This is a genomic window from Mucilaginibacter sp. L196 (assembly GCF_009765905.1).
Taxonomy (GTDB): domain Bacteria; phylum Bacteroidota; class Bacteroidia; order Sphingobacteriales; family Sphingobacteriaceae; genus Mucilaginibacter.
This window is the reverse complement of sequence record NZ_LMUO01000009.1, coordinates 259923-286688: the sequence shown is the minus strand read 5'-3', so window position 1 is coordinate 286688 and position 26766 is coordinate 259923. Positions and strand designations below refer to the sequence as shown.

At 40.5% G+C, this 26766-nt stretch carries 27 protein-coding genes; 14 read left to right on the top strand and 13 right to left on the bottom strand.

Annotation, left to right across the window (positions count from 1 at the left end):
- Window positions 1–48: 48 nt before the first annotated feature.
- Entirely contained in the window at window positions 49–921 is an 873-nt protein-coding gene (locus GSQ74_RS04850) for a helix-turn-helix domain-containing protein (RefSeq protein ID WP_158990642.1), read from the bottom strand.
- A 260-nt stretch (window positions 922–1181) separates the two neighbouring features.
- On the opposite strand from GSQ74_RS04850, the gene GSQ74_RS04845 reads away from it, so the two are divergent.
- Window positions 1182–2351 carry a class I SAM-dependent RNA methyltransferase gene (locus tag GSQ74_RS04845; RefSeq protein ID WP_158990640.1) on the top strand — a complete coding sequence of 390 codons (1170 nt, stop codon included), beginning with the start codon at window positions 1182–1184 and terminating at the stop codon, window positions 2349–2351.
- On the top strand, window positions 2320–2856 hold the full coding sequence (locus GSQ74_RS04840; protein WP_158990638.1) for an energy transducer TonB: 537 nt from the start codon (window positions 2320–2322) through the stop codon (window positions 2854–2856). Before GSQ74_RS04845 ends, GSQ74_RS04840 begins: the two co-directional genes overlap by 32 nt.
- A 136-nt stretch (window positions 2857–2992) precedes the next feature.
- Here the strand turns inward: GSQ74_RS04840 and efp are convergent, their stop codons facing one another.
- From efp to GSQ74_RS04825, 3 genes are all read right to left on the bottom strand, one after another.
- A complete protein-coding gene (gene efp, locus GSQ74_RS04835; protein ID WP_158990636.1) occupies window positions 2993–3556 on the bottom strand; it encodes an elongation factor P in 564 nt (187 codons plus the stop codon).
- A 170-nt stretch (window positions 3557–3726) separates the two neighbouring features.
- Window positions 3727–4770 carry an NAD(P)-dependent alcohol dehydrogenase gene (locus GSQ74_RS04830; protein WP_158990634.1) on the bottom strand — a complete coding sequence of 348 codons (1044 nt, stop codon included), beginning with the start codon at window positions 4768–4770 and terminating at the stop codon, window positions 3727–3729.
- A gap of 468 nt (window positions 4771–5238) precedes the next feature.
- Window positions 5239–7215 (bottom strand): thiamine pyrophosphate-dependent enzyme, encoded by a 1977-nt coding sequence (locus GSQ74_RS04825; protein WP_158990632.1) that lies wholly within the window; start codon window positions 7213–7215, stop codon window positions 5239–5241.
- A gap of 62 nt (window positions 7216–7277) precedes the next feature.
- Between GSQ74_RS04825 and GSQ74_RS04820 the strand changes: the two genes are divergently transcribed.
- Window positions 7278–8129: a DUF4198 domain-containing protein gene (locus GSQ74_RS04820; protein ID WP_158990630.1), complete on the top strand. Its 852-nt coding sequence runs from the start codon at window positions 7278–7280 to the stop codon at window positions 8127–8129.
- Window positions 8130–8267: 138 nt separating this feature from the next.
- Here GSQ74_RS04820 and GSQ74_RS04815 read toward each other — a convergent pair whose 3' ends face one another.
- The 3 genes from GSQ74_RS04815 to GSQ74_RS04805 form a co-directional block, all read right to left on the bottom strand.
- Window positions 8268–9653 (bottom strand): LutB/LldF family L-lactate oxidation iron-sulfur protein, encoded by a 1386-nt coding sequence (locus GSQ74_RS04815; protein WP_158990628.1) that lies wholly within the window; start codon window positions 9651–9653, stop codon window positions 8268–8270.
- 134 nt (window positions 9654–9787) lie between these two features.
- Window positions 9788–10204, bottom strand: a complete 417-nt coding sequence (locus GSQ74_RS04810) for a DUF1003 domain-containing protein (protein WP_158990626.1) — start codon at window positions 10202–10204, stop codon at window positions 9788–9790.
- 99 nt (window positions 10205–10303) lie between these two features.
- Entirely contained in the window at window positions 10304–10771 is a 468-nt protein-coding gene (locus GSQ74_RS04805; RefSeq protein WP_158990624.1) for a DUF4293 domain-containing protein, read from the bottom strand.
- A gap of 112 nt (window positions 10772–10883) precedes the next feature.
- Here GSQ74_RS04805 and GSQ74_RS04800 point away from each other — a divergent pair, with 112 nt between their 5' ends.
- A complete protein-coding gene (locus GSQ74_RS04800; RefSeq protein ID WP_158990622.1) occupies window positions 10884–11180 on the top strand; it encodes a hypothetical protein in 297 nt (98 codons plus the stop codon).
- 179 nt (window positions 11181–11359) lie between these two features.
- The gene (truA, locus tag GSQ74_RS04795) at window positions 11360–12127 is read left to right on the top strand and encodes a tRNA pseudouridine(38-40) synthase TruA (RefSeq protein ID WP_158990620.1); all 768 of its coding nucleotides are present in this window, start codon (window positions 11360–11362) and stop codon (window positions 12125–12127) included.
- Window positions 12128–12361: 234 nt separating this feature from the next.
- Here the strand turns inward: truA and GSQ74_RS04790 are convergent, their stop codons facing one another.
- Window positions 12362–13531: an IS4 family transposase gene (locus tag GSQ74_RS04790; RefSeq protein ID WP_158990618.1), complete on the bottom strand. Its 1170-nt coding sequence runs from the start codon at window positions 13529–13531 to the stop codon at window positions 12362–12364.
- Between the two features lie 337 nt (window positions 13532–13868).
- Between GSQ74_RS04790 and GSQ74_RS04785 the strand changes: the two genes are divergently transcribed.
- Entirely contained in the window at window positions 13869–15617 is a 1749-nt protein-coding gene (locus GSQ74_RS04785) for an ABC transporter ATP-binding protein (RefSeq protein ID WP_158991739.1), read from the top strand.
- Between the two features lie 210 nt (window positions 15618–15827).
- Here the strand turns inward: GSQ74_RS04785 and GSQ74_RS04780 are convergent, their stop codons facing one another.
- The gene (locus tag GSQ74_RS04780) at window positions 15828–16037 is read right to left on the bottom strand and encodes a hypothetical protein (RefSeq protein ID WP_158990616.1); all 210 of its coding nucleotides are present in this window, start codon (window positions 16035–16037) and stop codon (window positions 15828–15830) included.
- A 151-nt stretch (window positions 16038–16188) separates the two neighbouring features.
- On the opposite strand from GSQ74_RS04780, the gene GSQ74_RS04775 reads away from it, so the two are divergent.
- The 4 genes from GSQ74_RS04775 (at window position 16189) to GSQ74_RS04760 (ending at window position 18642) form a co-directional block, all read left to right on the top strand.
- Window positions 16189–16533: a hypothetical protein gene (locus GSQ74_RS04775; RefSeq protein ID WP_158990614.1), complete on the top strand. Its 345-nt coding sequence runs from the start codon at window positions 16189–16191 to the stop codon at window positions 16531–16533.
- Between the two features lie 124 nt (window positions 16534–16657).
- Window positions 16658–17536 (top strand): ABC transporter permease, encoded by an 879-nt coding sequence (locus GSQ74_RS04770; RefSeq protein WP_158990612.1) that lies wholly within the window; start codon window positions 16658–16660, stop codon window positions 17534–17536.
- Between the two features lie 36 nt (window positions 17537–17572).
- Window positions 17573–17842 carry a DUF3098 domain-containing protein gene (locus GSQ74_RS04765; RefSeq protein ID WP_158990610.1) on the top strand — a complete coding sequence of 90 codons (270 nt, stop codon included), beginning with the start codon at window positions 17573–17575 and terminating at the stop codon, window positions 17840–17842.
- Window positions 17839–18642: an undecaprenyl-diphosphate phosphatase gene (locus GSQ74_RS04760; RefSeq protein ID WP_158990608.1), complete on the top strand. Its 804-nt coding sequence runs from the start codon at window positions 17839–17841 to the stop codon at window positions 18640–18642. Before GSQ74_RS04765 ends, GSQ74_RS04760 begins: the two co-directional genes overlap by 4 nt.
- Before the next feature lie 53 nt (window positions 18643–18695).
- On the opposite strand, the gene GSQ74_RS04755 is transcribed toward GSQ74_RS04760, so the two are convergent.
- From GSQ74_RS04755 to GSQ74_RS04740, 4 genes are all read right to left on the bottom strand, one after another.
- Entirely contained in the window at window positions 18696–19457 is a 762-nt protein-coding gene (locus GSQ74_RS04755; protein ID WP_158990605.1) for an MlaD family protein, read from the bottom strand.
- Complete coding sequence (locus tag GSQ74_RS04750) at window positions 19454–20236, bottom strand: ABC transporter ATP-binding protein (protein ID WP_158990603.1); 783 nt, start codon at window positions 20234–20236, stop codon at window positions 19454–19456. Before GSQ74_RS04750 ends, GSQ74_RS04755 begins: the two co-directional genes overlap by 4 nt.
- A gap of 1 nt (window position 20237) precedes the next feature.
- A complete protein-coding gene (locus tag GSQ74_RS04745; protein WP_158990601.1) occupies window positions 20238–21020 on the bottom strand; it encodes an ABC transporter permease in 783 nt (260 codons plus the stop codon).
- 90 nt (window positions 21021–21110) lie between these two features.
- On the bottom strand, window positions 21111–21821 hold the full coding sequence (locus GSQ74_RS04740; protein ID WP_158990599.1) for a pirin family protein: 711 nt from the start codon (window positions 21819–21821) through the stop codon (window positions 21111–21113).
- A gap of 87 nt (window positions 21822–21908) precedes the next feature.
- Between GSQ74_RS04740 and GSQ74_RS04735 the strand changes: the two genes are divergently transcribed.
- Genes GSQ74_RS04735 through mnmG form a run of 4 tightly spaced genes read left to right on the top strand, consistent with a single transcriptional unit; the run spans window position 21909 to window position 26597 of the window.
- Window positions 21909–22565, top strand: coding sequence for an NAD(P)H-binding protein (locus tag GSQ74_RS04735; RefSeq protein WP_158990597.1), 657 nt, complete (start codon window positions 21909–21911; stop codon window positions 22563–22565).
- Entirely contained in the window at window positions 22562–24427 is a 1866-nt protein-coding gene (locus GSQ74_RS04730) for an ABC-F family ATP-binding cassette domain-containing protein (RefSeq protein ID WP_158990595.1), read from the top strand. Before GSQ74_RS04735 ends, GSQ74_RS04730 begins: the two co-directional genes overlap by 4 nt.
- Window position 24428: 1 nt before the next feature.
- Window positions 24429–24677 carry a hypothetical protein gene (locus GSQ74_RS04725; RefSeq protein ID WP_158990593.1) on the top strand — a complete coding sequence of 83 codons (249 nt, stop codon included), beginning with the start codon at window positions 24429–24431 and terminating at the stop codon, window positions 24675–24677.
- Between the two features lie 57 nt (window positions 24678–24734).
- Window positions 24735–26597, top strand: coding sequence for a tRNA uridine-5-carboxymethylaminomethyl(34) synthesis enzyme MnmG (mnmG, locus tag GSQ74_RS04720; protein WP_158990591.1), 1863 nt, complete (start codon window positions 24735–24737; stop codon window positions 26595–26597).
- The last annotated feature ends 169 nt before the right edge of the window (window positions 26598–26766 follow it).

The window sequence follows — 26766 nt, the reverse complement described above, 5'->3', positions numbered from 1 at the left end:
ACATCACGCAGCAACAAGAAAAAATGGCAACACAGCGTAAGTATTGGACTAATCGAAGTTTTTATTCCGGAAAGACAAGGCTGTCATTCCTGTAACCTTGGTAAACAGTCGTGAAAAATAAGGATAATCATCATAGCCTAATTGTATAGCAATTTCTTTTACCGATTTATCCGAATAATAAAGCAATCGTTTTGCTTCTAAAATTACACGCTGCTGTATATGATACGAAACAGGGTGGCCCGTTGCGTTTTTAACACATTCGTTCAGGTAGGGCGTAGTTATGTTCAATTTTTCGGCGTAATCTGCCGGGCGTTTGGTTGTGGTATAATTACGTTCTAATATTTCCCTAAATGTCTTGGTAACAATTTCAAACCGGGAAAGCCTATCAATTGGTTTTGCTGATTCTAAATATTGCGAAGCAACTAACGCAACTAACGCGTTGCAGCTATCTTTTAGTAAGGAGTGAAATAGCTTATCGCTTTTTCTTTCAGCAAATTTCATAAAAAGCAATACCGCTTCGGAAATAAGGGAAAACGTTTCTTCGTTTAACACCAACGGTTTTGCGGGAGTAATGCTTTCCAGCAGTTTCAGGTATTCCGGGTTCAGGTTTTCATTGGTGATTGCCCAACTGCATACGGTCATATTGTCAAATGCCGTGGTACGATGTACCTGATCCGGGTGAACGTAAATAATTGACGGTGCCGTAATGATATACTTTTGAAAATCAATTTCAATATTAACAGTCCCTTTTTCAAGCAGAAAAAAGGAATGACTGTCGTGCCGGTGTGCTAATTTTGCTTCGTCTGAAGAGTTTAATCTTGCCTCGTCTGCAGTGCTTAAAGACATTCTTTCAATAGAAATACCTGCGTCAAAATCATCGGCCATTGTATTTACAGGAATGGATTTGTTCTTTTTACGCATTAACTTCAATTGACTGTGTAAATATAGCTTTTGTATTATTCTGTTGTGCGGTGATACCTGTATAGATGATGAATATCATCGTTCGGCCCCTTATAGAATTGCAGGTTAACTTTTATTAGCTATTTTTGCAATTCATTTATAGTTACTTATCATCGAAAGGCAACAGGAGAATGAATATTAATAACTGATTATTTGGTTGATTCGTTTATTAATGTACTTATCCGTTACTCGTCTAATTTAAGTAGTTGAATAACAACGCCATGTCAGTTTTCTCCACCGATAGTAAAATCATAATAACCTGTAATAAAAGGCTGTCGCCATACCTTCAACAAGAGGTTGAGGCGCTGGGATTTATACCCGACCGTGTTTTCCCCACCGGCATTGAACTTACAGGAACCGTAAACGATTGTATCCCGTTAAATCTTAACCTGCGCTGCGCAAGCCAGGTGCTTTATTTATTAAAGAGCTTTACCGCCGCCGATCCGAAAGAGTTATACGATGGCCTTGTTGAAATTGAATGGGAAAAGTATATCGATTTCACAGGTTACTTCTCCATAACCTCAAACGTTAATAACGAGCACATTTTAACCCCGTTGTTTGCCAACGTTAAAGTTAAGGATGCCATTGTCGACCGTATCCGGTCAGTAAAAGGCGTACGCCCAAATTCAGGTGCCGAATCAAACAAAACTGTTATCCACCTGTACTGGCAGGATGATAAGGCTGAGATTTTCCTGGATACCTCCGGCGAAACATTGGCCAAACACAGCTATCGTAAAATACCCGGCAAAGCACCAATGCTCGAAGCCTTAGCGGCATCAACTATCATAGCAACTAATTGGGATAAGGTAAGCACCTTTATTAACCCCATGTGTGGCTCTGGCACATTAGCTATCGAGGCTGCTTTATTAGCTACCGATAAACATCCCGGCCTATTCCGTATGAATTATGCCTTTATGCATATTATGGGTTATGACGAGCAGGTATTTTTTGTTGAAAGACGCAAGCTTAAGGATAAAGCCAAGAAGGAAATTAAATTTAAAATTATAGCGACAGATATATCACAAGATGCCATCGACATCTCACAAAAAAATGCAAATACCGCAGGGGTAGAACATTTGATAGAGTTTGCTGTTTGTGATTTTGAAGATACCGAAGTACCTGCCGAGCCGGGCATAGTAATGTTTAACCCCGAATACGGCGAGCGCCTGGGTGTACATACTAAACTGGAGATCACTTATAAACGTATTGGTGATTTTTTAAAGAAAAAATGCCTGGGTTATAGGGGTTATGTTTTTACCGGCAACCCCGATCTGGCAAAGAAGATCGGACTACGGGCTTCAAGAAAAATTGAGTTTTACAACGGCAAGCTTGATTGCCGCTTATTTGAATACGAGCTTTATGAAGGCACAAAAAGAGACCCAAGGGAATAAATTTTTTATAAAAGGCGGTATTATCATTGCCTTGTTTCTGTTAACATCCGTTTATAGCAAAGCTCAGGACCAGTTGATCTTCCCATTTCAGGGGGGCGTTACTATTATGAATCGCTTTTTTAAGGATAGCTTAACTGTATCTCCGGAGATCATACAGAAAAAGGCTACCGGTACGGTAGTGCTAAAATTCACTGCCGATCCTAACGGAAATGTTAAAAAGATCATCATTTATTATGCCGATGACTATATGCTAACTACACCAGTAATCGAAGCACTAAAAAAATCTAACCATAAATGGATAATACCCGATCATGAAAAACTGCATGATTTTATTATCTCGTTTACAGTTAACTTTAACCCTCCCGCTATTGAAAGCGCGGCATTGGCAAAAGAAGTATACCGATATTATAAACAACGCCACCCAATTGTATCTGTAAACCAGGTGCCAATTGATGATGTTACGTTGTTGCCGACTATACAGGTTGATTACAACCTACCGCAATAGGTGTTCGTAAGATTAAAAAGGGTGTCATGCTGAGGCACTCGAAGCATGCGGGCAAAGGCCTTTACGCTAATGCTTCGAGTGCCTCAGCATGACACCCCGCTCTTTTTTTCTCCATTGTTTGTGTCCTCACAAACAATTACCCTTTCACTCGCTCAACATAGCTGCCGCTTCCGGTATCAACCTTCACCTTATCTCCAATATTAATAAACAATGGAACTTTAATTTCTGCCCCGGTTTCAACAGTAGCATTTTTTAATGCGCTAGCTGAGGTATCACCTTTAACAGCAGGTTCAGTATAAGCTATTTCTAATTCAACAGAATTTGGTATCTGCCCCATTATCGGTTCATCGCTTTCAAAAGCAACAACCACATTCATGCCTTCTTTCAGGAATTTCACCGCGGTACCAAATAATTTTTTAGGCACATTGTGCTGATCGAAGGTTTCATTATCCATAATCACCAAGGCATCGCCATCTTCATATAAATATTGGTAGTTGCTGGTTTCTACACGGGCTATATCAACCTCCTCATCCGTACGAAAACGGTACTCTACCAATTTGCCCGACTTAACATTACGCATACGTGCCTGGTAAAACGCACGTAAGTTGCCCGGTGTACGATGTAAAAATTCTTCAACCTGCACTAGCTCGCCGTTAAAGCGAAGTATATTACCATTTTTTATATCAGATGCCTTAGCCATAATATTTTATTGAGGCGCAAAATTAGAAAATAGATGTGAGATTTGAGAGAGGAGATTTGAGATTTTAAGCCAAAAACAAATCGTACTCATTAGCTATAAACAAGATAGGAGATCAGCTACAGAAAAATTTTTCTGTAGCTGATCTCCTATCTCACGTCTCAAATCCAAAACTACAACGTAGCTATATCGATCACAAAACGGTAACGCACATCGCCTTTAAGCATGCGCTCATAAGCTGTACTAATATCTTTAATATCGATCATTTCAATATCCGAAACAATGTTGTGTTCCGCGCAAAAATCAAGCATTTCCTGAGTTTCGGCAATACCGCCGATACCCGAACCTGCAAGGCTTTTCCTGCCGCCCAATAAGCTAAACGCAGCAACTTCAGCTGGTTTAGATGGCACACCAACACATATCATGGTACCGTTGGTTCTTAATAACGATAGGTACATATTAAAATCATGCTCTGCAGAAACAGTATCCAATATAAAATCGAATGTTCCTTTAGCCGCTTTGATCTGTTCAGGATCAGATGTTACCACAAAATGGTGGGCGCCTAATTTTTTAGCATCGGCTTCTTTACTTGGCGATGTACTTAATACAGTAACATCAGCGCCAAAAGCAACACCAAATTTAACCGCCATGTGGCCTAGTCCGCCTAAACCTAAAACGGCTAATTTATGTCCTTTTCCAACTTTCCAATGGCGTAATGGCGAGTATGTGGTAATACCTGCGCATAATAATGGCGCGGTAGCGGCCAGATCCAACTTGTCCGATATGTGTAATGTAAAATCCTCATGTACTACTATCGAGTTTGAATAACCACCATATGTTGGCGTTTTATGGTCCTGCTCTAAACCATTGTAGGTTTGTGAGCTTCCATTCAGGCAATATTGCTCCAAATCTTGTTTACAGTTTTCGCAAACACGACAAGAGTCCACCATACACCCGGTTCCGGCAAGGTCGCCTACTTTAAATTTGGTTACATGCGAACCTACTTTTACCACACGGCCAACAATTTCGTGACCAGGCACCATCGGGAATATACCCGGGAACCAGTCATTTTTTATCTGGTGAAGATCAGAGTGGCAAACGCCGCAAAATTGAATATCAAATTGCACATCGTGAGGCCCTACTTCACGTCTTTCAAAATTCCAGGGCGCAAGATCTGTTGTCGGCGATTGCGCCGCATATCCTTTTACAGGTATCATAAAAAATAATTTTAGGTAATGTTTATTAAAATAAAGGTAAGTCAATAGATTTTCCTCGGGAAACCAGAAATGTCCGTACAATGCAATTTTTGAAATCTCAAACCTTCCACAATCGTCATCGAGCGAAGCGTGGCAATCCCCTACCTATAGAGCCGCTTAAAAAACTCTTCATCAAATAAAATTGTCATTCTGAGGAACGAAGAATCCGTACGGTGCAAACTACTTTACAGATTCTTCGCTATGCTCAGAATGACAAAAACTACTGACAAAACACTGTCAGCACTTATCCCACCCTTATTCCCGAAATTTGTATGTACCCCAAGCCCGAAAGCCCCCAAAAAGGAAGCATTGGCCTCGTGCGATTCCCGCCCTGGGGCGGGGAAGGGTGGGGTTTATCAGATTGTCCGCTATTTAACCGCTTCCACCCAACAGCTCTTGAGAAAAGAGCAAACCCTGTTCTTTGAAATCTTAATAATTAAGCAAAACCCCCATCTTCTCCTCCAGCCTGCTTTTAGCCATAAACTGATCTTCCAGCTCCTTATTCATCGGGATGGCCGTATCCAAACTGGCGCATCGTATTACCGGAGCATCCAGATAAGCAAAACAATGCTCAGCCAAATGTGCTGCTATCTCCGCACCAAAGCCACTTGTTAAAGTGTCCTCATGCAAAACCAAAACGCGTCCCGTTTTTTTAGCGCTCGCCTCAACAGTGCTTTTATCCCAGGGCTGTAAACTGCGCAAGTCAATAATTTCCAGCGACAACTCCGGGTGTTTAGCCGCGTATTCTAAAGCCCAATGAACGCCCAACCCATAAGTAATGATGCTTGCTTTTGTTCCCGACTGAACAATTTTCGCCTTGCCAATCTCAACAAAATAATCGCCTTCCGGCACATCGCCCGAATTACTGCGGTATAAATATTTATGCTCAAAGTAAATTACCGGGTTAGGGTCATCAATAGCTGCCATCAATAAACCTTTGGCATCTGCCGGGTTTGAGGGGTAAACGACTTTTAATCCAGGAGTTTTGGTAAACCAGGCCTCGTTACTTTGCGAGTGAAACGGCCCCGCCGACGTACCGCCACCGGCCGGCATCCGGATCACCACATCAACGTTCTGTTCCCAGCGGTAATAAGTTTTGGCCAGGTTGTTAACAACCTGGTTAAAGCCGCAGGTCACAAAATCGGCAAATTGCATTTCTACAACCGCCTTGCCGCCGTTTATGGCCAATCCCATAGCAGCCCCCACAATAGCCGATTCGCAAATAGGCGTATTGCGTACCCTGCCTTTTCCAAACTCCTCAACAAAACCTTGGGTTATTTTAAAGGCCCCTCCATACTCAGCAATATCTTGCCCCATAATAACCAGGTTCGGGTATTTCTGCATGCTCAGCCTTAAACCATCACTTATGGCGTCAATATATCTCCGTTTAGTGCTGTCAACAGATGAAGCTATAACAGGCATTTGATATGCTTGGTACATATCCGCTATCTCAATATTTTCATCCGGTACAATGTCAGGCTCGTTGAATGCCTTCTCTATTTCAACATCAATAACCTTGTTAAACTCATTCCTGATATATTGCGGCCATTCCGGGCGAAGCACAAATTCATTAATTAAATACTTTTCGAAATTTAACAACGGGTCCTTCGCTTTCCATTCCGTAAATAACTCTTCAGGAACATATTTTGTACCCGATGCTTCTTCATGGCCCCTCATTCTGAAAGTCATACACTCCACCAAAACCGGGCGCGGGGTTACACGAATATCTTCTGCTATACCTTTAATCGTATGATAAACTTCGAGAATATTATTCCCATCAATCCGGCGACCCTCCATACCATAACCTACCGCTTTATCAACCAAACGCCTACAGGCATATTGTTCTTTAGTTGGGGTAGATAGGCCGTACCCATTGTTTTCAATAATAAATATTACCGGCAGGTTCCAAACCGCGGCAACATTTAACGCCTCATGAAAATCGCCTTCGCTGGTTCCCCCTTCCCCGGTAAAAGCCAGGGTTGCTTTTTTTCTATTATTTAAAACATCAGCCAGCGCTATCCCATCTGCTAAAGCCAATTGAGGGCCTAGGTGCGATATCATACCAATTATCTTATATTCCTGTGTGCCGAAATGAAACGACCTGTCACGTCCCTTTGTAAAACCCGAAGCCTTACCCTGCCATTGGCCCATCAACCGGGCTAATGGTATTTCGCGGGCGGTAAAAACGCCCAGGTTTCGGTGCATGGGTAGTATATACTCGTCCTTTTGCATGGCTAATGTGCAGCCCACGGCAATGGCTTCCTGCCCTATCCCCGAAAACCATTTGCCAATGCGGCCTTGCCTTAACAGGATCAGCATTTTCTCTTCAATCAGCCTTGGAAGTAACAAATTCCTATACAAAGCGATTAAATCGTCATTATTTAAATTTTTTCGGTCAAAATTCATATAGCTAAACTACTGATGTTTTTAAAACTTTGTATGTTTACAAACTCAACTCCTTTTATACTATGAAAAGTATTCGTTTGTTACTTTCTATATTACTTGCCTCGTCAGGTTTTATTGCTCATGCTCAGAATTATTATTTAATACCTGAAAAGTTTTTTCTGCAAAAAGGCGACAAGCTTGATATGCATATCATAGCAACCGATGATTTTACCAAGCAAACCGACGTTAAGTTTCAACAAAGCAACACACAAAGTGTGTTTATGTATGAGGGAAAGAAAAAATTCGATCTGAATGGCGTTGTAACAGGTGCCGATTCGGCAGTAAGCTACCCGATTAAAGAGGATGGATTAACCCTAATCTCCATGACAACTAAACCTGCGGCCAATGAAATGAGCAGGAGCAAATTTTTAAGATCATTAGATGCTGATGATCCGGATAACATTGCTGATAAGGTAAAAAACAGCAACCAGCTTTTTTATAAGGAAAGATATACTTTTTATATGAAAACCTTAGTTCAGGTAGGCGATCCGGGTGGTAAAGCATTTGACAAGCCGTTGAATGACGATTACGAGATTATCCTTAAAGACAATCCATATAAATTTAATTATGGCGACGACATATCGGCACAGGTAAATTTTAAAGGCAAACCCTTAGCCGTGGCTACAGTAATGCTATACGTTAAAACAGTAGGAGGAAACGTGTACCCCCAAAAACTGAGCAGTGACAACGCCGGTATGATTTACTTCAAGCTTAGTCGCGAAGGGGTATATATTTTATCATCACGCCATTCAGCCCAGATAAAAGATAAAGATGCTGATTTTGAAAGCTGGCGTACCAGTTATGTATTTGCCTTCAGCAGCAATAACGAAATGCCAAATACTTATAGAGAGTTTGGGTTCGGTAACAAGCACTAATTAGAGATCAGAGGTTGGTGATTAGAGATTAGTTGCCGCACCGACCATAATTGTTTGGAAGATGACATTTGCTTCTTTTTAAGATTTTTTTTATAAAAATGATTTGTCATTCTGAGCATACCGATAGCTGCAAACTGCCTATTGCTCTTCTTTATGCTTTTCCTGCCATTGCTCGGTAAACGACTTTTCGGCTACTTGTGGTAATTGCCTCAGATTACCCCAGGTTTTTTTGAAGAAGGTTTTAAGCAGAAAGTTTTTGGTGTTCCCGCTAAAGTAATCCTCCAATTTGCGTTTAAGCATGCCCTTTTTCCAGATTGCCCAGCCCCAGCGTTCTTTGGTGGTTACCAGGTTATCTTTAACCGAATCACGACGGTTAAGCAACAACATTTTATGTATGTCGATTTTAACGGGGCAAACTTCGGTACATTTTCCGCAAAGGCTGCTGGCGTAGCTTAGGTGCTTAAAATCTTCCATGCCGCGCATGTGCGGGGTAATCACAGATCCGATGGGGCCGCTATATTCCGTATTATAAGTATGGCCGCCAATGTTTTTATATACCGGGCAAGCGTTTAAACAAGCACCGCAACGGATACAGTACAAACCCTGCCGCTGATCTTTTTGTGCCAGCAAATTCGTGCGGCCATTATCCAACAATACCACATACATTTCTTCGGGCCCATCCGTTTCATTGGGTTGGCGCGGGCCGCTTAAAATGGTATTGTAAGCCGTCAAATTTTGCCCCGTACCATGTGTAGACAACATCGGCCAAAACAAATCGAGGTCAGCAAGGGACGGGATCATCTTCTCTATCCCCACAATCGCTATGTGAATTTTGGGGAAACTGGTTGTTAAACGGGCATTACCCTCATTTTCAGTTATCGCGATGCTGCCTGTATCCGCAATCAAAAAATTTGCTCCGGTTATACCGGCATCGGCCTGCACATATTTATCGCGCAATATCTCCCGCGCTTTTTGGGTGAGTTGCTCGGGTGTAGAATCAAGCGGGGTGCCGAATTTTTCATTAAACAGCTTCGCGATATCTTCTTTAGATAAGTGCATGGCCGGTGTCACAATGTGATAAGGCTTCTGCCCCAGCAATTGCACAATGTATTCGCCAAGGTCGGTTTCTAAAGATTCAATTTGGTTATGCTCCAAAAATTCATTTAGCTGAATCTCTTCGGTAACCATTGATTTGGATTTTACAACTGTTTTTACGCCTGCCTTTTTTAGAATATTGAGGATTTCGCGGTTAGCTTCTTCGGCATCACTGGCCCAAATCACTTTGCCTCCACGCTTCTGAAAATTAGCCTCAAACTCGGGTAAAAACTTATCCAGGTTCTCCATCACCTTCCATTTCAGCACATGCCCCTTACGCTTATTGTTTTCCAGGTTGATGATCTTGGATAATCCGCGTGCAAAGGCGGCATCATACTTACCAATGTTATAATTGATAATGCGGCGATGATCTTTATCAAATGCCTTTTGCTCACTCGCAACCAGAAACTCCTCTGCTTTTACACCCATATTATCAGAATCCAGAGCCAGGAATCAAGAGTCAAGACAAAAGTCTTACACTCAGTTCCCAGCGTTTATGATAACCAAAGATACAAGAATCGGAGTTGAGAAAAATCTTGACTCTTGATTCTTACACCTTGATTCTATTTCCCCGCTTCCATTCTCTCCAGTATGGTAATAATTTTATCCAACTTGTCCAGCTCTATTTTGTTCAACAAAACCTGTAATTCTTCTATTTCCTTTTTAGCCTCTACGTTGGTTCTAAAATCTTCATCAGCCTGCGCACGGTCGCGTTCACCCTGGCGATTTTGCGCCATCATGATAATTGGCGCTGCATAAGCTGCCTGTGTTGAGAAAAGCAGGTTAAGCAAAATGTATGGATACGGATCCCAATGATCTAAAAAAGCCACCACGTTTAAAGCCATCCAGGCAATAACTATAACCGTTTGAATGATGATAAATCGCCATGAACCCATGCCTGTAGCCACAGAATCGGCCAGCCTTTGCCCGAAGGTCATTTCATTTTTATGCTTCTGATGCCAGTTTACTTTTTCAGCCATAATTTTTTTTATCGTTTCTAAGCTAAACATACTAATTTAATTGAAGCTAACGACCTTCATTAAATAAAGATGTTGCGGAAAAGTTTGATGTAAACGTAATTATCGTAACCTATCGGCTGATTTGATCAGCTTTTCATCACGCTGTATGCCTTTTATCGCCAACAACATAAAAACTATCGCCAAGGGGCAAAGCAACATGCCAATACCATAGTTATTGGTTTGCAGCGTTATATCACCCACAACCGCTTTTGAAGCTTGCGCTATCCAAAAACTATAACCAATAACTAGCAGCATAGCGCTATAACATAAAGCTATTTGCTGTTTACGATTTTTGAACAGGAAAATAATCACCAATGGAATAAGCGCTGCAACACCGGTAACCGCTGTAAGCGCCACAAAATGGTCAATCTGAGTTTGCTGGCCGTTCACATCCTGGTAAGTACCGGTAACCATAACGGTGGTAGGTTTATTATCCACATAAACATTATGAACCAGCGGAAACAGGAAAAGAGCGAAAATAGCCAGTGCGGCTAAAAAAAGATATATGCTTTGTATGCGTTGTAACATGGTTAATTTTATTGATAAGCAAATATAGAATTGTTTAGTTAAATGATAATCACATAAAATCATTTGAATTAGTTTTGGTTAACGATATATGTTAAGTAAATTCACAATACAGATGGGTATTGTAATAATTATATTATTTATTGTGTTGTTTGCAACTGTATTCCCTGTTTACGGTTACGTAGGCCGCAGATTAAAAAAGAATTACATCCTTTGGGGGTTTATAGGCTGGGGTGTAATATTGTCCTCTTCATTGGTATTGTTCCCTTTTATTTTTTTATTTAGAGATACTGATTCCAGGCTTACCTTTTGGACGGCTGTTAAATTTACGAGCCCTACGGTTAGTTTATTTGTCGCATGGTATATCGCCTACCGCAATGGCTTCTTAAAGAAAAAAGAGCAACTGGCTTAACCGCGCACAGTGAAATCACTTTTAAGAATTTATGTAGTTTGTAGATGGTTTCAATCTCCAAAAGTATAAAGTGCGGGCCATGTGCGATACCTTTCCATAGAATAGGGAAAGGAGGAGGATAGGGTAGATATGCGACATTCTCATTCTTTCGGCGGTTCAAAAATCCATATTTTTGCACCGTGGCAACCCAACGCTTTTTTCTCGAACTCGCTTATGATGGTAATAATTACCACGGCTGGCAATTGCAGCCCAATGCTATCGGTGTGCAGGAAGTTTTGAATAAAGCATTAAGTACTATTCTGCGGGAACCGATCGAGACATTAGGTTGTGGGCGGACCGATACCGGCGTACACGCTAAACAATTCTTCGCGCATTTTGATACCGGGAAGTTAATGACCGATGGGATATGGCAGATAGATAAAGGCGGTTTCCTGCGCAGCCTGAACTCTATTTTGCCGCATGATATTGCCGTAAGCAACATATTCGCTGTAAATGCCGATGCTCATGCCCGGTTTGATGCCACTTTACGATCGTACCAATATCATATCCATTTTAATAAAGATCCTTTTAAACATGGCTACTCCTGGTTGCTGCGCGATGAACCGGACCTCGAGCCAATGAACCGTGCGGCTAAAATCATTATGGAGTATATTGATTTTAGTTGTTTCAGTAAATCAAACACCCAGGTAAAAACCAATAACTGCAAAATATCCAAAGCGGAATGGGTTAAAACTGATAGCGGAATCGTATTCCACATCTCTGCCGACCGCTTTCTCCGCAATATGGTTCGGGCTATAGTAGGCACGCTGATACAAGTCGGCAAAAAAGAAATTGAACCGGAAGATGTACATATCATCATCCGCAGTAAAAACCGCAGCAACGCGGGCACATCAGTACCTGCGTGTGGGTTGTATTTAACGGAGGTGCTTTACCCCCCAGCCCCCTGAAGGGGGAGCAATTATTCAGTTACTATTTTACCCTTTGTTGGTGTCCCAATTATATGTGTTCGGAAGATTGTGTAATTTCAATTGTACTCAAATAGGTTATGTGTCGCGGGGTCATCCTGAGCGTAGTCGAAGGGTGAGCGCAGAGGCCCGTCCGCATGCTTTGACTACGCTCAGCATGATCTTTTTGATCTTCAGAACCCTTTGTTGGTGTCCCCACCATAGGTGTTCGGAAGATTATTCAGGGGAGATTTTAAGATAGGTATTTACCTTATGTGGGTCACCACCGCATAGTACAACAAAGTCTTTCATTAATGATATTTCCAGGTCATTAATGAATTTTTGCTTCACAATCTTATATCCTTTTAGACCGTTAAGCTCTTTATAAGCGAGTAGCAATATTGCCGCTATCATAGTACAGTACAACATCACTTTAATCCCATTCTCACTTCTGTTTATTAGGTGGCTGAAGTTCAGTTCTTGTTTAAGAAACTTGAAAAACACCTCAATATCCCATCTGTGCTTATAAAGCATAGTAATGTCCTCTGCACTAAGCTCTTTGATGTTTGTAATAAAAGAGATCGCCTGACCATCTTGTTTTCGGGTCGCATCGATACATCTCACAGGGTAAACTGCTTTTACTGCCTTATCTTTAAATAGGTAAACGGAGTAATCACTGTTAATATTCAGCGTTGCTGTTTGTATAGTTTTTTGTAATTGGTTACTGATATGGATTTCCCGCTTACTTTTTACATTCATCCTGGAAATGAATGGGATATTCTTTTCTGTGAGTTCATCATAGGTTTTACGGGACGATATCCCCCTGTCAAAAACCCGGATCACTCCGGCTTCGGTCGGTTTAAATGATAAAACGGCCTGTTTTAAAGCTGCGTTTTCACTGGTATAGATTTGTTCCGTAAAAAAATGAACGGCTATAGGAAGATTAGAAAATCCGATAGTGAATTTCAACTGCCTGACGTGGTCTGCATCTCCTCCTTTGAGGTGATAACCTACCTTTAATAACTTACCCGATAAAGCCACTATAGTTGAATCAAACCGGATTAGTGGGGGTTTAGCCGGTGCTAACAGATTGCGGTATGTTTCAATACAAGTATTATAGAGTTTTTCAAAATAAGCTGGATCAATAACAGAGAGCCGCTCACTAATGGAGCTGAAACGAATCCTTTCACTTTTCCTTTGTGCATTTAATAACTTAAATGCCATGGATTCATAAGCCGATTCCATCGTTCTAAGGCTATTATCTTTGTAAGACAGTATGCAATGCAATAATAACTTGAAAACTAGTTCACCATGTAGCTTTTTAGCATATTTGTCAACTTTGGTCAACAATGCCAACTCACTTAGCGTGCTTTCTGGTAACAAAGAAAGTAACTGACCCACTTCCATAATGCAAAATACCCAATAGGTCAACTCAATTTCTCTGAAAATTACTCACTTATGGGGATAAATAATAATCTTCCGAACACCTATGGTGTCCCCACCAACAAATATCCCGACCAAATTGTTGACAGCATTAACCTCCACGCATGCTAAAATAAAGTCAATTTACACATTGCGATTTTTGATGTTATAATTATAACTTACCTTTGATTTAGTGAGCGAGAATAAACAAGATAATGACACAAAGACAGCAGCACCCAAAGTGGCTGATCAAAAAGCTCCCACTTCAGGGGGCAGGGCGGTTACCGGCAAAGCGCTCGACTGGAAATTACTCGGCCGCGTAATGCACTATGTTAAACCCTATAATAAAACCTTTATTATAGCGCTTTTCCTTACTATTTTCTTGGCGGGCGTAGCCATCATCCAACCTATTCTCATCCAAAAAACAATGGATGATTATATTTTAAAGAACAACTACACGGGTTTAGTTTTTATGGTGGAGCTGATGATCACTCAACTCATTGTACAAACCATCGCCCAATATTACCAAACATTTATTACCAACTGGCTGGGCGAATCCGTTATCCGTGATTTGCGAATTGATATTTTCAACCACATTACCAGCCTGCGTTTAAAATATTTCGATCGTACCCCGATAGGCGTTTTAATTACCCGCACCGTATCCGATCTGGAAACCATTGCTGATATTTTTTCGGAGGGATTGATTTCCATTATGGGCGATATGCTGCTGCTTTTGGCGGTTATTGGCTATATGCTTTGGGTAGATTGGCGACTGGCTTTGATAACATTAATCCCGATGCCCTTCCTTTTCGCATCAACCTATGTATTTAAGGAGGCTATCAAATCATCCTTCCAGGAAGTGCGTACCCAGGTAGCGCATTTGAATACTTTTTTGGCTGAGCATATTTCGGGCATAAGCATCATCCAGCTATTTGCGCGTGAAGAGCAGGAGATGCGCAAGTTTGTATCCGTAAACAAAAAATACCGCGATGCCAATATACGCTCCAACTGGTATTACTCCATCTTTTTCCCGGTGGTGGAAGTTTTGTTTGCCATGTGCATAGGCTTATTGGTTTGGTACGGCAGCAAACGGGTATTATCCGATCAGCAGCTAACCTACCTCTCAACCACTGGCAAACCGGTTACGCCGGGTACTATTTTGGCGTTTATTGTTTATTTAAACTTATTGTTTAGGCCTATACGCCAGCTGGCCGATAAATTCAACACCCTGCAAATGGGCATGGTAGGTGCCGACCGTATTTTCAAAGTTTTGGATACCGACGAAGTAGCCGTAAACACCGGCCATTTAAAACCCGCCCGCATTAATGGAAACATCGAATTTAAAGATATTTGGTTTGCTTATAACGATGAAAATTGGGTATTAAAGGATATAAACTTTACCGTTAAACCCGGCGAAACATTGGCTTTGGTTGGCGCTACCGGCGCAGGCAAATCATCAACCATCAACATACTGAACCGCTTTTACGAAATAGGCAAAGGAACGGTAACCGTTGACGGACACAATATACAGGACTACGATGTAAACTACCTGCGGGCACAAATTGCTACCGTGATACAGGATGTTTTTTTGTTTACCGATACCATTGCCAACAACATAAGCCTGAATAACGAGGCGATTACCCGCGAGCAAATTACCGCGGCAGCAAAAGACGTTGGCGCGCATGAATTTATTGAACGCCTGCCGGGTGGTTATGATTATAATGTTATGGAGCGCGGTTCTACCCTATCTGCCGGGCAAGCGCAATTAATTTCGTTTATACGGGCTCTGGTTTATGACCCGGCGATTTTGGTTTTGGATGAAGCTACTTCATCGGTTGATACCGAAACGGAAATATTGATACAAAACGCCATAGATAAACTGATGGATGGCCGCACATCTATTGTTATCGCCCACCGCCTATCTACCATTCAAAAAGCGGATAGAATTATCGTACTGGATCACGGTGAAATCAAAGAAACCGGCACCCACCAGGAATTGCTGAAGATTGAAGACGGTTACTATCGCAAATTATACGACCTGCAATTTAACTCGGCGGGGATTAGCCGGTAGTCTAAAATGATCGTCATTGCGAGGTACGAAGCAATCTCTACATAAGCAAGGCGATTAAAAAGGTATTGAACCGGTGAAGCCGCTCTGTAAAGTATAGAGATTGCTTCGTACCTCGCAATGACGTTTTGTTTTTGTGTCTATTTGGTAGGCTTTAATCTCAGCTTAACTTTACACTTTCGACTTTAAACTCTAAACTCAATCAGGTCACACTTAACCCTTTTCAATTGGCGGTTTAGTGCCCGGACCAACCGGTTGCTCCTCTTTCTCATGTTTCTTAGCGATGTCCCCGCCATGCGGTTGATCGGCTCTATATTCTTTATCTGATTTTTTAACCACACTTTTATGGCCGTTATCATGCGACCTCTCGGTTGGGGTATCTGATGGGGACGGTTTATCTGTCGAATTTGCTGGCTTTGTCATTTGTATGATAATATCTCTGTTGATCATTTAACCAACAAACTTGCCTGTTTGTTTAAAAACCATGTTATTTTGTAATAAATTGATTACAAGGTAATTTTGATGCCCCTGATTAGTCGAACTATAAACTCATATCACCTTAAGCCATTAAAAAATGAAAAATCTATTATTCCTGCTATTATTATCATTGCCGGTTTTTTGCTATGCGCAAACGGACACCACTGTTTATCAAAAAAAGATAGCTTACTGTACTGTTGAAATTGCTACTCGGGGATCATATTACCTTGTTTCAATAGATGATGGTACAACAACAAAAGCCAGCGATATGGAAATAAAAGATAGCAAAGGCAAACAGATCAAATTTACTTCAAGGATCGCCGTTCTTGATTATGTGACACAACGGGGGTGGAAATTGGTTTCTTCTTATTACGTAGACGACAAGTTCAATAATACATTGGGTTTGATTTGTGAGAAACCAGTTGTCACTAATGTACATTAAGGCCAATTGCTTGTTAAATTTTGTTAAACCCAGCTGCCTTTAATATACTAAATCGCAATTAATCACATATAAACTTTTACCTTTAAGGCGTGTTTGTTAATTTCGCACAAACCCAAAGGCATCTATGGAAGAATTTGAAGCAAGCGAATCAGCAAAAAAAACCAAGACGATATATATATCTACCGTTTTTGGGATAGCCATGGTATTACTGATGGTTGGGCTGTTGGGGCTTATACTGGTACACGCCAATAACCTAAAACGCTACGTTAAAGAAAACATAGTGCTTAATATTTTTGTGGATGATGCCGCACACGAAACTGATGTATTGCAATTGCAAAAACAATTGGAAACAAATCCAATGGTTAAACAAACACAATATGTAAGTAAAGAACTAGCTGCACGTAACCTGCAAAAGGATTTGGGTGAAGATTTTGTAAAGTTTTTAGGTTACAACCCTCTTTCGCCATCACTTGATGTTTACTTGAAGGCAGACTACGCAAATAATGCAGATATAGAGAAATTCAAAGCCGAATTGCTCAAGAACCCTTTAGTAAAAGAAGTTAAATACCAGCAATCATTGGTTGATGAGATGAACCAAAACATAACCTCTATAAGTTTGGTTATTTTGGTTTTCGCGGGCATATTTGTGATATTATCGGTAGCGCTGATTAACAATACCATTCGGTTAGCAATTTATTCGCAAAGGTTTTTAATCAAGTCGATGCAATTGGTTGGAGCCACAAAAGGGTTTATCCGCAAACCATTTTTGTTATATGGTATATGGCACGGCTTGCTGGGCGGCCTTATTGCTGTTATGATTTTAATCGGAACATTATATTTTGCCGATAAACAAATACCGGATCTGATCATATTACAAAGCTATACCGAGTTTGGTATCGTGTTTTTAGGCGTAATAGGATTAGGCATTTTCATATCCGGTTTCAGCACGTTTTTAGCAGTAAACAAATTTTTAAGATTAAAGATATACGACCTTTACAGGTAATCGCTCATTAATAAATCAACATTTAAAATAGTATAAATGGCACAAAAAATAACCCAACCGGCTAGCACGGTTAAAAGTTCTGCAAAAAGTACCGCAGAGTCACAACCTGTACATTTTGTTTTTGATAAAAGCAATTACACCTGGCTTATTGCCGCGGTTATTGTTGTTATTCTCGGTTTCTTCCTGATGTCGGGCACAACAGATATTTATAGCAATACTAAAATCATTTTAGCTCCGCTTACCGTTTTGGCGGGATTCGGCATTGGTTTTTACGCGATACTTAAAAAGCCCGATACCAAAGCATGAGTATAATACATGTTATTATCCTCGCAATTATTGAAGGGATAACAGAGTTTTTGCCGGTATCATCAACCGGTCACATGGTTATTGCCAGCTCGTTAATGGGCATCAGCAAAGATGAGTTTGTAAAACTGTTTGAAATTGTAATACAGCTTGGGGCCATACTGGCCGTTGTTGTATTATATTTTAAGCGTTTCTTCCGCTCGCTTGATTTTTATTACAAGTTAGTTGTAGGGGTTATCCCCGCGGTGATATTGGGCATGCTGTTAAAAAAACACATTGATAAATTATTGGAAAGCCCGCTTGTTGTGGCTTATGCATTTGTTATCGGTGGGGTAATCCTCCTTTTTGTCGACAAATGGTTCAATAAACCAACGGTGACCAAAGAGCAAGACATCAGCTATTTAACAGCCTTTAAAATTGGGTGTTTTCAATGCTTGGCGATGGTTCCGGGCGTGTCCCGATCTGCTGCTTCTATCGTAGGTGGTATGTCGCAAAAATTAAATCGTACCGCCGCGGCTGAATTCTCTTTCTTTTTAGCTGTGCCTACGATGTTTGGTGCAACCCTAAAGGATCTTTGGGATTTTCACAAAGATAATCATCTTGATTCGGCAACACTTCATCATGATATTATCTACCTGCTAATAGGTAGCGCGATAGCATTTGTAGTGGCTTTATTAGCAATACGTACATTTATCACCTTTTTAGAGCAAAAGGGTTTTAAGCTATTTGGCTTTTATAGGATATTGGCTGGCCTGGTCATCATAATATTATACTATTCAGGCAACGCTTTGCATAACATGTAAAATACTTATATTAAGTAAAACAAAAAGGCCTCGATAATCGAGGCCTTTTTGTTTTACTTACTTTCCGGTTGTTGCCCGGCAGCATCCTGCGCCTTTTTTATCGAATCCTGCTTAGCTTTTAACGCTTTTTTCTTTTTGTTAAAAAAGCCCTTCAACAAAAAGTTATGCTGGGCGGCGGTAAGATCCTCATTTAAGGTAGAGGTGGTTTTATGTACATTGGCCATAGTGCTTTTGGCTTGTTTAACAGTAGCATCCAGGTCATTTGCCATTTTATCATTATTCAACAATCTACCTAAACTACCTTTACCGTTATTCACTTTCCCTGTTATATCTGATAGGTTTTGTATCAATGTACCTGCATTATCTGCAATTCCGGTTAGTTTGGCAATAATTTTATCAGCATCAACTGGAGGTACTGATGGTAATTGATCGCCATTAGTTACCGGCAACTGACTGGTTATACCACCCGGCGCAATTACAACCAATTTGTCCCCCATCAAACCATCGCTACCAATACTAATCTTCGAATCCTTTTTAAGGAACTTCTTCACATCATCATTTAAGGTCAGGTCCACACGTACTGTTGTGTCATTTATTATAGTGATGTTTTGTACAATGCCCACAGTTATACCCGCAAACCGAACGTTGTTGCCAATAGCGAGGCCATTAACATTTTTAAACGTTCCGTAAACGCCAAATGTGGAACTAAACAGATTTCTTTTATTGCCAATTAAAAAAATAATGGCAATTAAAACCGCTAAACCAGCAATGGTAAACAGCCCTATTTTCATTTTTTGTGATCCCGTTGTTTTCATGATATATCTTTAAAAAATTCCCTGGCTATTTCGTTTTTTGATTTTTGAAGGCTTTCAAATGTTCCTTCGGCTATATATTCCCCATCATCCATAATCACTACCCGGTCTGATGTGATGCGTGCGCATTCCATATCGTGGGTTATAATGATCGAGGTTGTTTTATATTTCTTCTGCATATTCAGTATCAGCTCACTTATTTCTCGTGATGTAATCGGATCTAAGCCGGTAGTTGGCTCATCATACAACATTATTTCAGGTTTAATGATCAATGTACGGGCCAATCCAATCCGTTTACGCATGCCTCCGGAGAGATCTGAGGGCATTTTGTCTACCGCGTCAACCAAACCCACCCCCTCCAGCACTTCGTTCACCCGTTCATCTATTTCGCGCTGATCTTTCATCTTTAAAACCCGGGTTAATGGAAATTCCAGGTTTTCTCTCACCGTCATAGAATCAAATAAAGCACCGCTCTGAAACAGGAAGCCGATCTTCATCCGTAATTCCTTCAGCTGGTTATCATTCATATCGGTAACCTCGTCGCCAAATACTTTTATTGATCCGCCATCGGGTGTTAATAAACCTACTATACATTCTATCGTAACCGATTTCCCCTCACCGGATTTCCCCAGTACAACCACATTTTCTCCACGATCTACTTCAAGGTTAATGTCTTTCAGTACCTTTTTTTTACCGAAAGATTTTTTCAATCCTTTTATCACGATAATTGCCTCTTTTTTAGGCTTTGCTGTGGCTTCCTTTTTTTCCTTTACCGCTTCCATATTATTTGTAGAATAAAATACTGGTTACCTGTACAGCAATCGCGTCAATAACAAAAATCCACAGTGAAGCGGTTACCACAGCCGAATTTGCTGCCAAACCCACGCTCTCTGTCCCTTTATTTGAGTTGAAGCCTTTATAACATCCCACAAAACCTATCGCGAAGCCAAAAAAGATGGTTTTAACAAAGGCTGGTAAAAAATCGGAAAAGTCAATTGAATCCACACATTTGTGCAGGTATAAGGTATAACTAACGCTGTCTTTAATATTCAGTGCTAAAAAGCCACCTGCCAAGCCGATAACATCACCAATAACAGTTAGTAGCGGCACCATAAGGGTTACCGCCAAAATACGTGTAACCACAAGGTATTGTACCGGGTTAGCGCCTGATACTTCCATAGCATCAATTTGCTCGGTAACCTTCATACTACCCAGTTCAGCGCCTATACTTGATGATATTTTACCGGCACATATCAGCGCGGTAATCACAGGGCCTATCTCGCGGATAAGCGAAACGGAAAGTGTTTTGGGCAACATCCCCACCTGGCCAAATGACTCTAACGATGGCCGCAATTGTAAAATTAAAACGGCTCCCATAATGAACGAAGTTATACCAACCAGCATCATCGACCGGTAACCGATCTCGTAACACTGGCGAATAAACTCCGACCACTCGAAGCCGCCTTTAAATATATTCCTGAAAAACCTGGTAAAGAAAACGCATTGATCGCCAACTTCGGCAAACCATTTTTTCCAACCTGTTAGTTCTAATTCCTGCTCCGCCATAAGGTGTTTATTAATTGACTGATACAACAAATAGCAAGCTATTTGTTTTTTAGTCGCTCAAATAAATCTCACCTTGGCGTTAAAGCCGGTTTACATCATTGGTATTTCCATCAAAAGCAAACGGGATTGAGCTTCGGTTTCAATTGTAAGTGAACTTAAATCATAAACACCCAAAGCATCTCTTTTGTTTAATGTGTGCCCATCAATCTTAGCAGCACCTTCAATAACGAATATATAAATGCCGTTTCCCGGAATTTTTATATCGTAATTAATGCTCTGCCCTGGCTCAAAATCACCCATGGAAAAAACAGCATCCTGGTTAATCCAAAGCGTATCTGCATCTTTATCCGGCGATATAAGTGTTGCCAATTGATTGGGTTTAAGTAGGTCGTTAAAGTTTTTTTGGTCATACCTTGGCTTGATGTTTCTTTCTTTAGGGAATAACCATATTTGCAAGGTATTAGCGTCTTCTGTTTTAGAATGATTATACTCAGAATGTGTAATACCGGTACCTGCCGACATGATCTGAACTTCGCCTGAATGGATCACACCCACGCTTCCCATGCTATCTTTATGCTCTAAAGCACCTTTAATTGGAATGGTGATGATCTCCATATTATCATGCGGGTGGGTACCGAACCCGGTTCCTCCTGTAATAATATCATCATTCAAAACTCTAAGCGCACCAAAGTGTACTTTTTCAGGATTATAATATGGGCCAAAGCTGAATGAGAAATTAGCTTTTAACCAACCTATGTCATTGTGTCCCCGTTCATTAGCGGGATAATATATACTTTTCATAATCGTTTTATTAATTTACATGTTTAAACATTCAATTTTTATTCCACAAATTTATTATGCGTATTTTTGCGAAAATAGTTGTGTATAATGGCATATAAAGCAATAATAGCAGGCGCAAGCGGACTAATTGGCAGTAGTTTATTAACTATACTGCTAAATGAGCCCACTTATGCTGAAATTACTGTTTTAGTGAGAAAAAAAACTGGCATCACGCATCCAAAGTTAAGGGAGATTATTGTTGATTTCGATAGGCTTGATGATTTTGCCGGGGATATTAGCGGCAATGCTTTATTTTGCTGCATCGGTACTACTAAAAACAAAACGCCAAACTTAACCGATTACTATAAAATTGAGCATGATTATCCTGTAAAATTAGGGCAATTAGCGGTTAAAAATGGCGTTAAACAATATCACTATGTTTCGTCTATTGGGGCCGATAAAAATTCTGCTGCCTATTACACCAAGTATAAAGGTCAAACAGAATACGATTTACAGCAGCTGAATTTGCCGTCGCTTCATATTTACCGGCCATCAATATTAGCTGGGGAAAGAAAAGATCATAGGCCAATGGAAAAATTCGTTAACGGACTAATGTATATTATCAATCCATTACTTATTGGCAACTTAAAAAAACACAGGAGCATACCTGCAAAAACCGTGGCTATGGCCATGTATAAACAATCAATTAATAGTGAAGAGGGCGTTTTTATACATCCATCGGATCAAATAAAACAAATAGCGTGAGTACTTATATTTCTGCCGAAAATCTTGGCCATTCTTTTCATGATAAATGGTTGTTTAAAAATGTAACCATTGGCATTAACCGTGGTCGCCGTGTAGCCCTTGTTGGCATCAATGGCGCAGGTAAATCAACCCTTTTAAAATTATTAGCCGGTGAGTTTCTACCTACCGAGGGCAAAGTTGTGCGCAGTCGCGACCTGCGTTTAGGTTACCTGGAACAAGATCCGCACTTTAAAAATGCAGTTACGATAAGTGATTATATTTTCCATGAAGACAATGTGCAGCAACAGGCTATCCGTAAATACGAAGAGCTTTTAGAGAATGACCCCGATAATGCCAAAGCGATTGATAAAGCCATGGAAGAGTTGGGCGATGTTGATGCCTGGGAATATGAATATAAGATCAAAACCATTTTAGGCAGATTGGATATTCATCATTTAAACCAGCATATTGATACCCTATCGGGCGGACAAAAGAAACGCCTTGCATTGGCAAGGCTGCTTATTGAAGATCCGGATATTTATGTTTTGGATGAGCCAACCAATCACCTGGACATTGATACGATTGAATGGCTAGAGAAATTATTGACCGATGGGGCAAAAACCATATTGATGGTTACGCACGACAGGTATTTCCTGGATAATGTTTGTAATGAGATTTTGGAGATTGACCGGGGCAAGATGATACCATATATTGGCAACTATGGCTATTATTTAGAAAAGAAGGCCGAACGCGAAGCGGTTGATGAACTACAATTCCACAAAAACTCCCTCCTTTTAAAGAAAGAATTGGAGTGGATGCGCCGCCAGCCACAGGCTCGTGGTACCAAATCAAAAGCTCGTATTGATGCTTATTATGATCTTGAAGACAAAACTAAAGGCGGTGGTGCAAAGGAAAAAGTAGAGTTGAGCGTTAAAACGGCTCGCCAAGGTAATAAGATCATGGAGTTGCACCATATCAACAAAGCATTTAATGGTATTACTTATACTGATAACTTTAGTTACGTTTTCAAAAAAGGCGATCGCATTGGCTTAGCCGGCAAAAACGGAAGCGGTAAATCCACCCTTCTGAATATGATAACGAACGGTTTGCAGCCAGATTCAGGCGTTATTGAGCGTGGTGAAACAACGGTAATGGGCTATTTCCATCAATCGGGTATTGCTTTTAAGGATGATGAACGTGTTATTGATGTAGTAAAAAACGTAGCGGAGTTTATTACGATGGCTGACGGTAAAACCATTTCAGCTTCTGCCCTGCTCACGCTGTTCTTATTCCCTCCTGCTAAACAGTACGGCTTTATAGCTAACCTGAGCGGTGGCGAAAAGAAACGCTTGCAACTGATGAGCATCCTGATGAAGAATCCAAACTTCCTGATACTGGATGAGCCCACCAATGATTTAGATATTGATACATTAAACGTACTGGAAGAGTTTTTAACCAACTACGGTGGCGTATTAATGATGGTATCGCACGATAGGTATTTACTGGATAAATTAACTGATCAGCTATTTATTGTAGAAGAGAAAGGCCAGGTTATAATATATAACGGCAACTATTCCTCGTACAGAATTGAGCAGGAAGAGGCCAGAAAACAAAAGCTGAACCCTACCCCCGTAGCTACAACAATCAACACTCAGCCTAAAAAAAACAAGCTAAGCTTTAAGGAAACCAAAGAGCTTGAAACATTGGAAGCAGAAATTGCGAGCCTTGAAAAGCAAATTAAAGACTGCAACAATCAATTAAATGCTGTTGGTATCGATACTCATTTATTAAATGAATTGATAGATAAATCAGCAAGATTAAGTATTGAGCTTGATGAAAAAAGCTTAAGGTGGCTTGAATTAACCGAGTTAAAAGAAATGTAATATGAAGGAATCGGATATTATAGCTACTGTAGGTGTTGTGATTTTATTGATCGCATTCCTATTGAACCTATATAAAAAACTACCCGCAAACAGCATCCCCTACACCCTAATGAATTTTATAGGGGCGGCAACTTGTGGCTATTCATCCTATCTAATAAAATTTTATCCGTTTGTGATATTGGAAACCATTTGGGCGCTGTTTGCATTGGCGTCCTTAATCAAGGTTTCACGTGGAACATCCGGAAATTAACAATAAAAAACTACACGTTCCACGTGGAACGTGTTAAATAATTTAATGGTTTAAGCCATGTTTAAGAAGTATAATGTAATAGTTGTAGGTGCCGGGCATGCTGGTTGTGAAGCCGCTGCTGCTGCTGCCAACCTTGGTTCATCTGTTCTATTGGTTACCATGAATATGGGAACTATAGCACAAATGAGCTGTAACCCTGCTATGGGTGGTGTTGCCAAAGGGCAAATTGTTAGAGAGATCGATGCTATGGGAGGATACTCTGGTATCATCACAGATAAAACATCCTTGCAATTCCGCATGCTGAACAAATCGAAAGGCCCTGCCATGTGGAGTCCTCGTGCACAAAGCGACCGCGCGCGGTTTGCTGAAGAGTGGCGTTTAGCATTGGAAAGAACGCCGAATGTTGACTTCTGGCAGGACATGGTGAGCTCGCTACTAGTAAAGAACGGCACCGTTTGCGGGGTACGTACATCAATTGGCGTAGAGATAGAAGCCGATGCGGTAGTGCTAACCAATGGGACTTTCCTCAATGGTGTTATCCATATTGGTGAAAAACGCTTTGGTGGAGGAAGGGCTGCAGAACGCGCAGCTACCGGGATTACTGAGCAATTAATCGAATTAGGATTTGAATCAGGTAGGATGAAAACCGGTACCCCCCCGCGTGTGGATGGCCGTAGCTTGAATTATTCTTTAATGGAAGAACAATGGGGAGATGAGGAAAGAGGGCGTTTTTCTTATACCGATGTTGAGCTATCAAACGATCAACGTTGTTGCTGGATTACTTATACCAATACCAAAGTTCACGAAACATTAAAGGAAGGTTTTGAAAAATCACCAATGTTTACCGGTAGGATCAAAGGCTTGGGCCCGAGATATTGCCCATCTATAGAAGATAAAATAAACCGCTTTGCAGAGCGCGATCGTCATCAAATTTTCGTTGAGCCGGAAGGTTGGAATACTTGCGAAATCTATGTAAATGGTTTCTCGACTTCGCTACCCGAAGATATCCAATATAAAGCATTAATACAAATACCGGGATTTGAGAGCGTAAAAATGTTTCGTCCTGGCTACGCGATTGAATACGATTACTTCCCACCTACCCAATTAAATCTGACTTTAGAAACAAAACAAATCAGTAATCTTTATTTTGCCGGGCAGATAAACGGAACAACTGGTTATGAAGAAGCGGCATCGCAAGGGTTTATTGCCGGGATAAACGCGCATCAAAAAACACATGATAAACATGAACTGATCTTAAAAAGATCGGAATCATATATCGGTGTATTGATTGATGATCTGGTAACCAAAGGAACCGAAGAACCATATCGTATGTTTACATCAAGAGCAGAACATAGGTTACTACTTCGCCAGGATAATGCAGACATAAGATTAAGCCCGATCGGCCATGAACTGGGTTTAATAAATGATACGCGATTAGATAAGGTTAATGACAAGATTAAAAACTCGGATGACATTGTCGCTTATACCAAATCTAAGTCGCTTAATCCCGAACACGTAAATTCGTTATTGGAATCCTTGGAAACAACTCCGATATCACAGGGCGCAAAACTATTCGCTTTATTAAGCAGGCCCCAGGTTAATTTTAACGACTTGAGAAAAGCAGATAGTGCTCTGGATGAATTACTCTCGGCCTACGATAAAGAAACTATTGAGCAGGCTGAAATAAAAATCAAATACGAGAGTTATTTTGAAAAGGAATTGGATATTGTTGAACGCATGAAAAAAATGGAAGACCGCGAGATAAATACAGAATTTAATTATCATAGCCTGAGCTCGCTTTCAAAAGAGGCCCGGGAAAAGTTGATGAAAATTAAACCACGTACTTTAGGGCAGGCATCGCGTATTTCTGGCGTTTCACCGTCGGATATATCGGTTATAATGGTTCACATGTCAAAATAATAATATAAAATGTTGATTATTAATTAATTACAACAATTTTGGTTTAAAGCGATTATTTTTCATTTCGAATATCAATCTTCATCAAAAAGCAAAAATCGTTTATAGCTCATAAAAACTATGTTAAATAAAAAATCGCCTTTTTTCTGCACTTTTTTATCGTTGATAACAC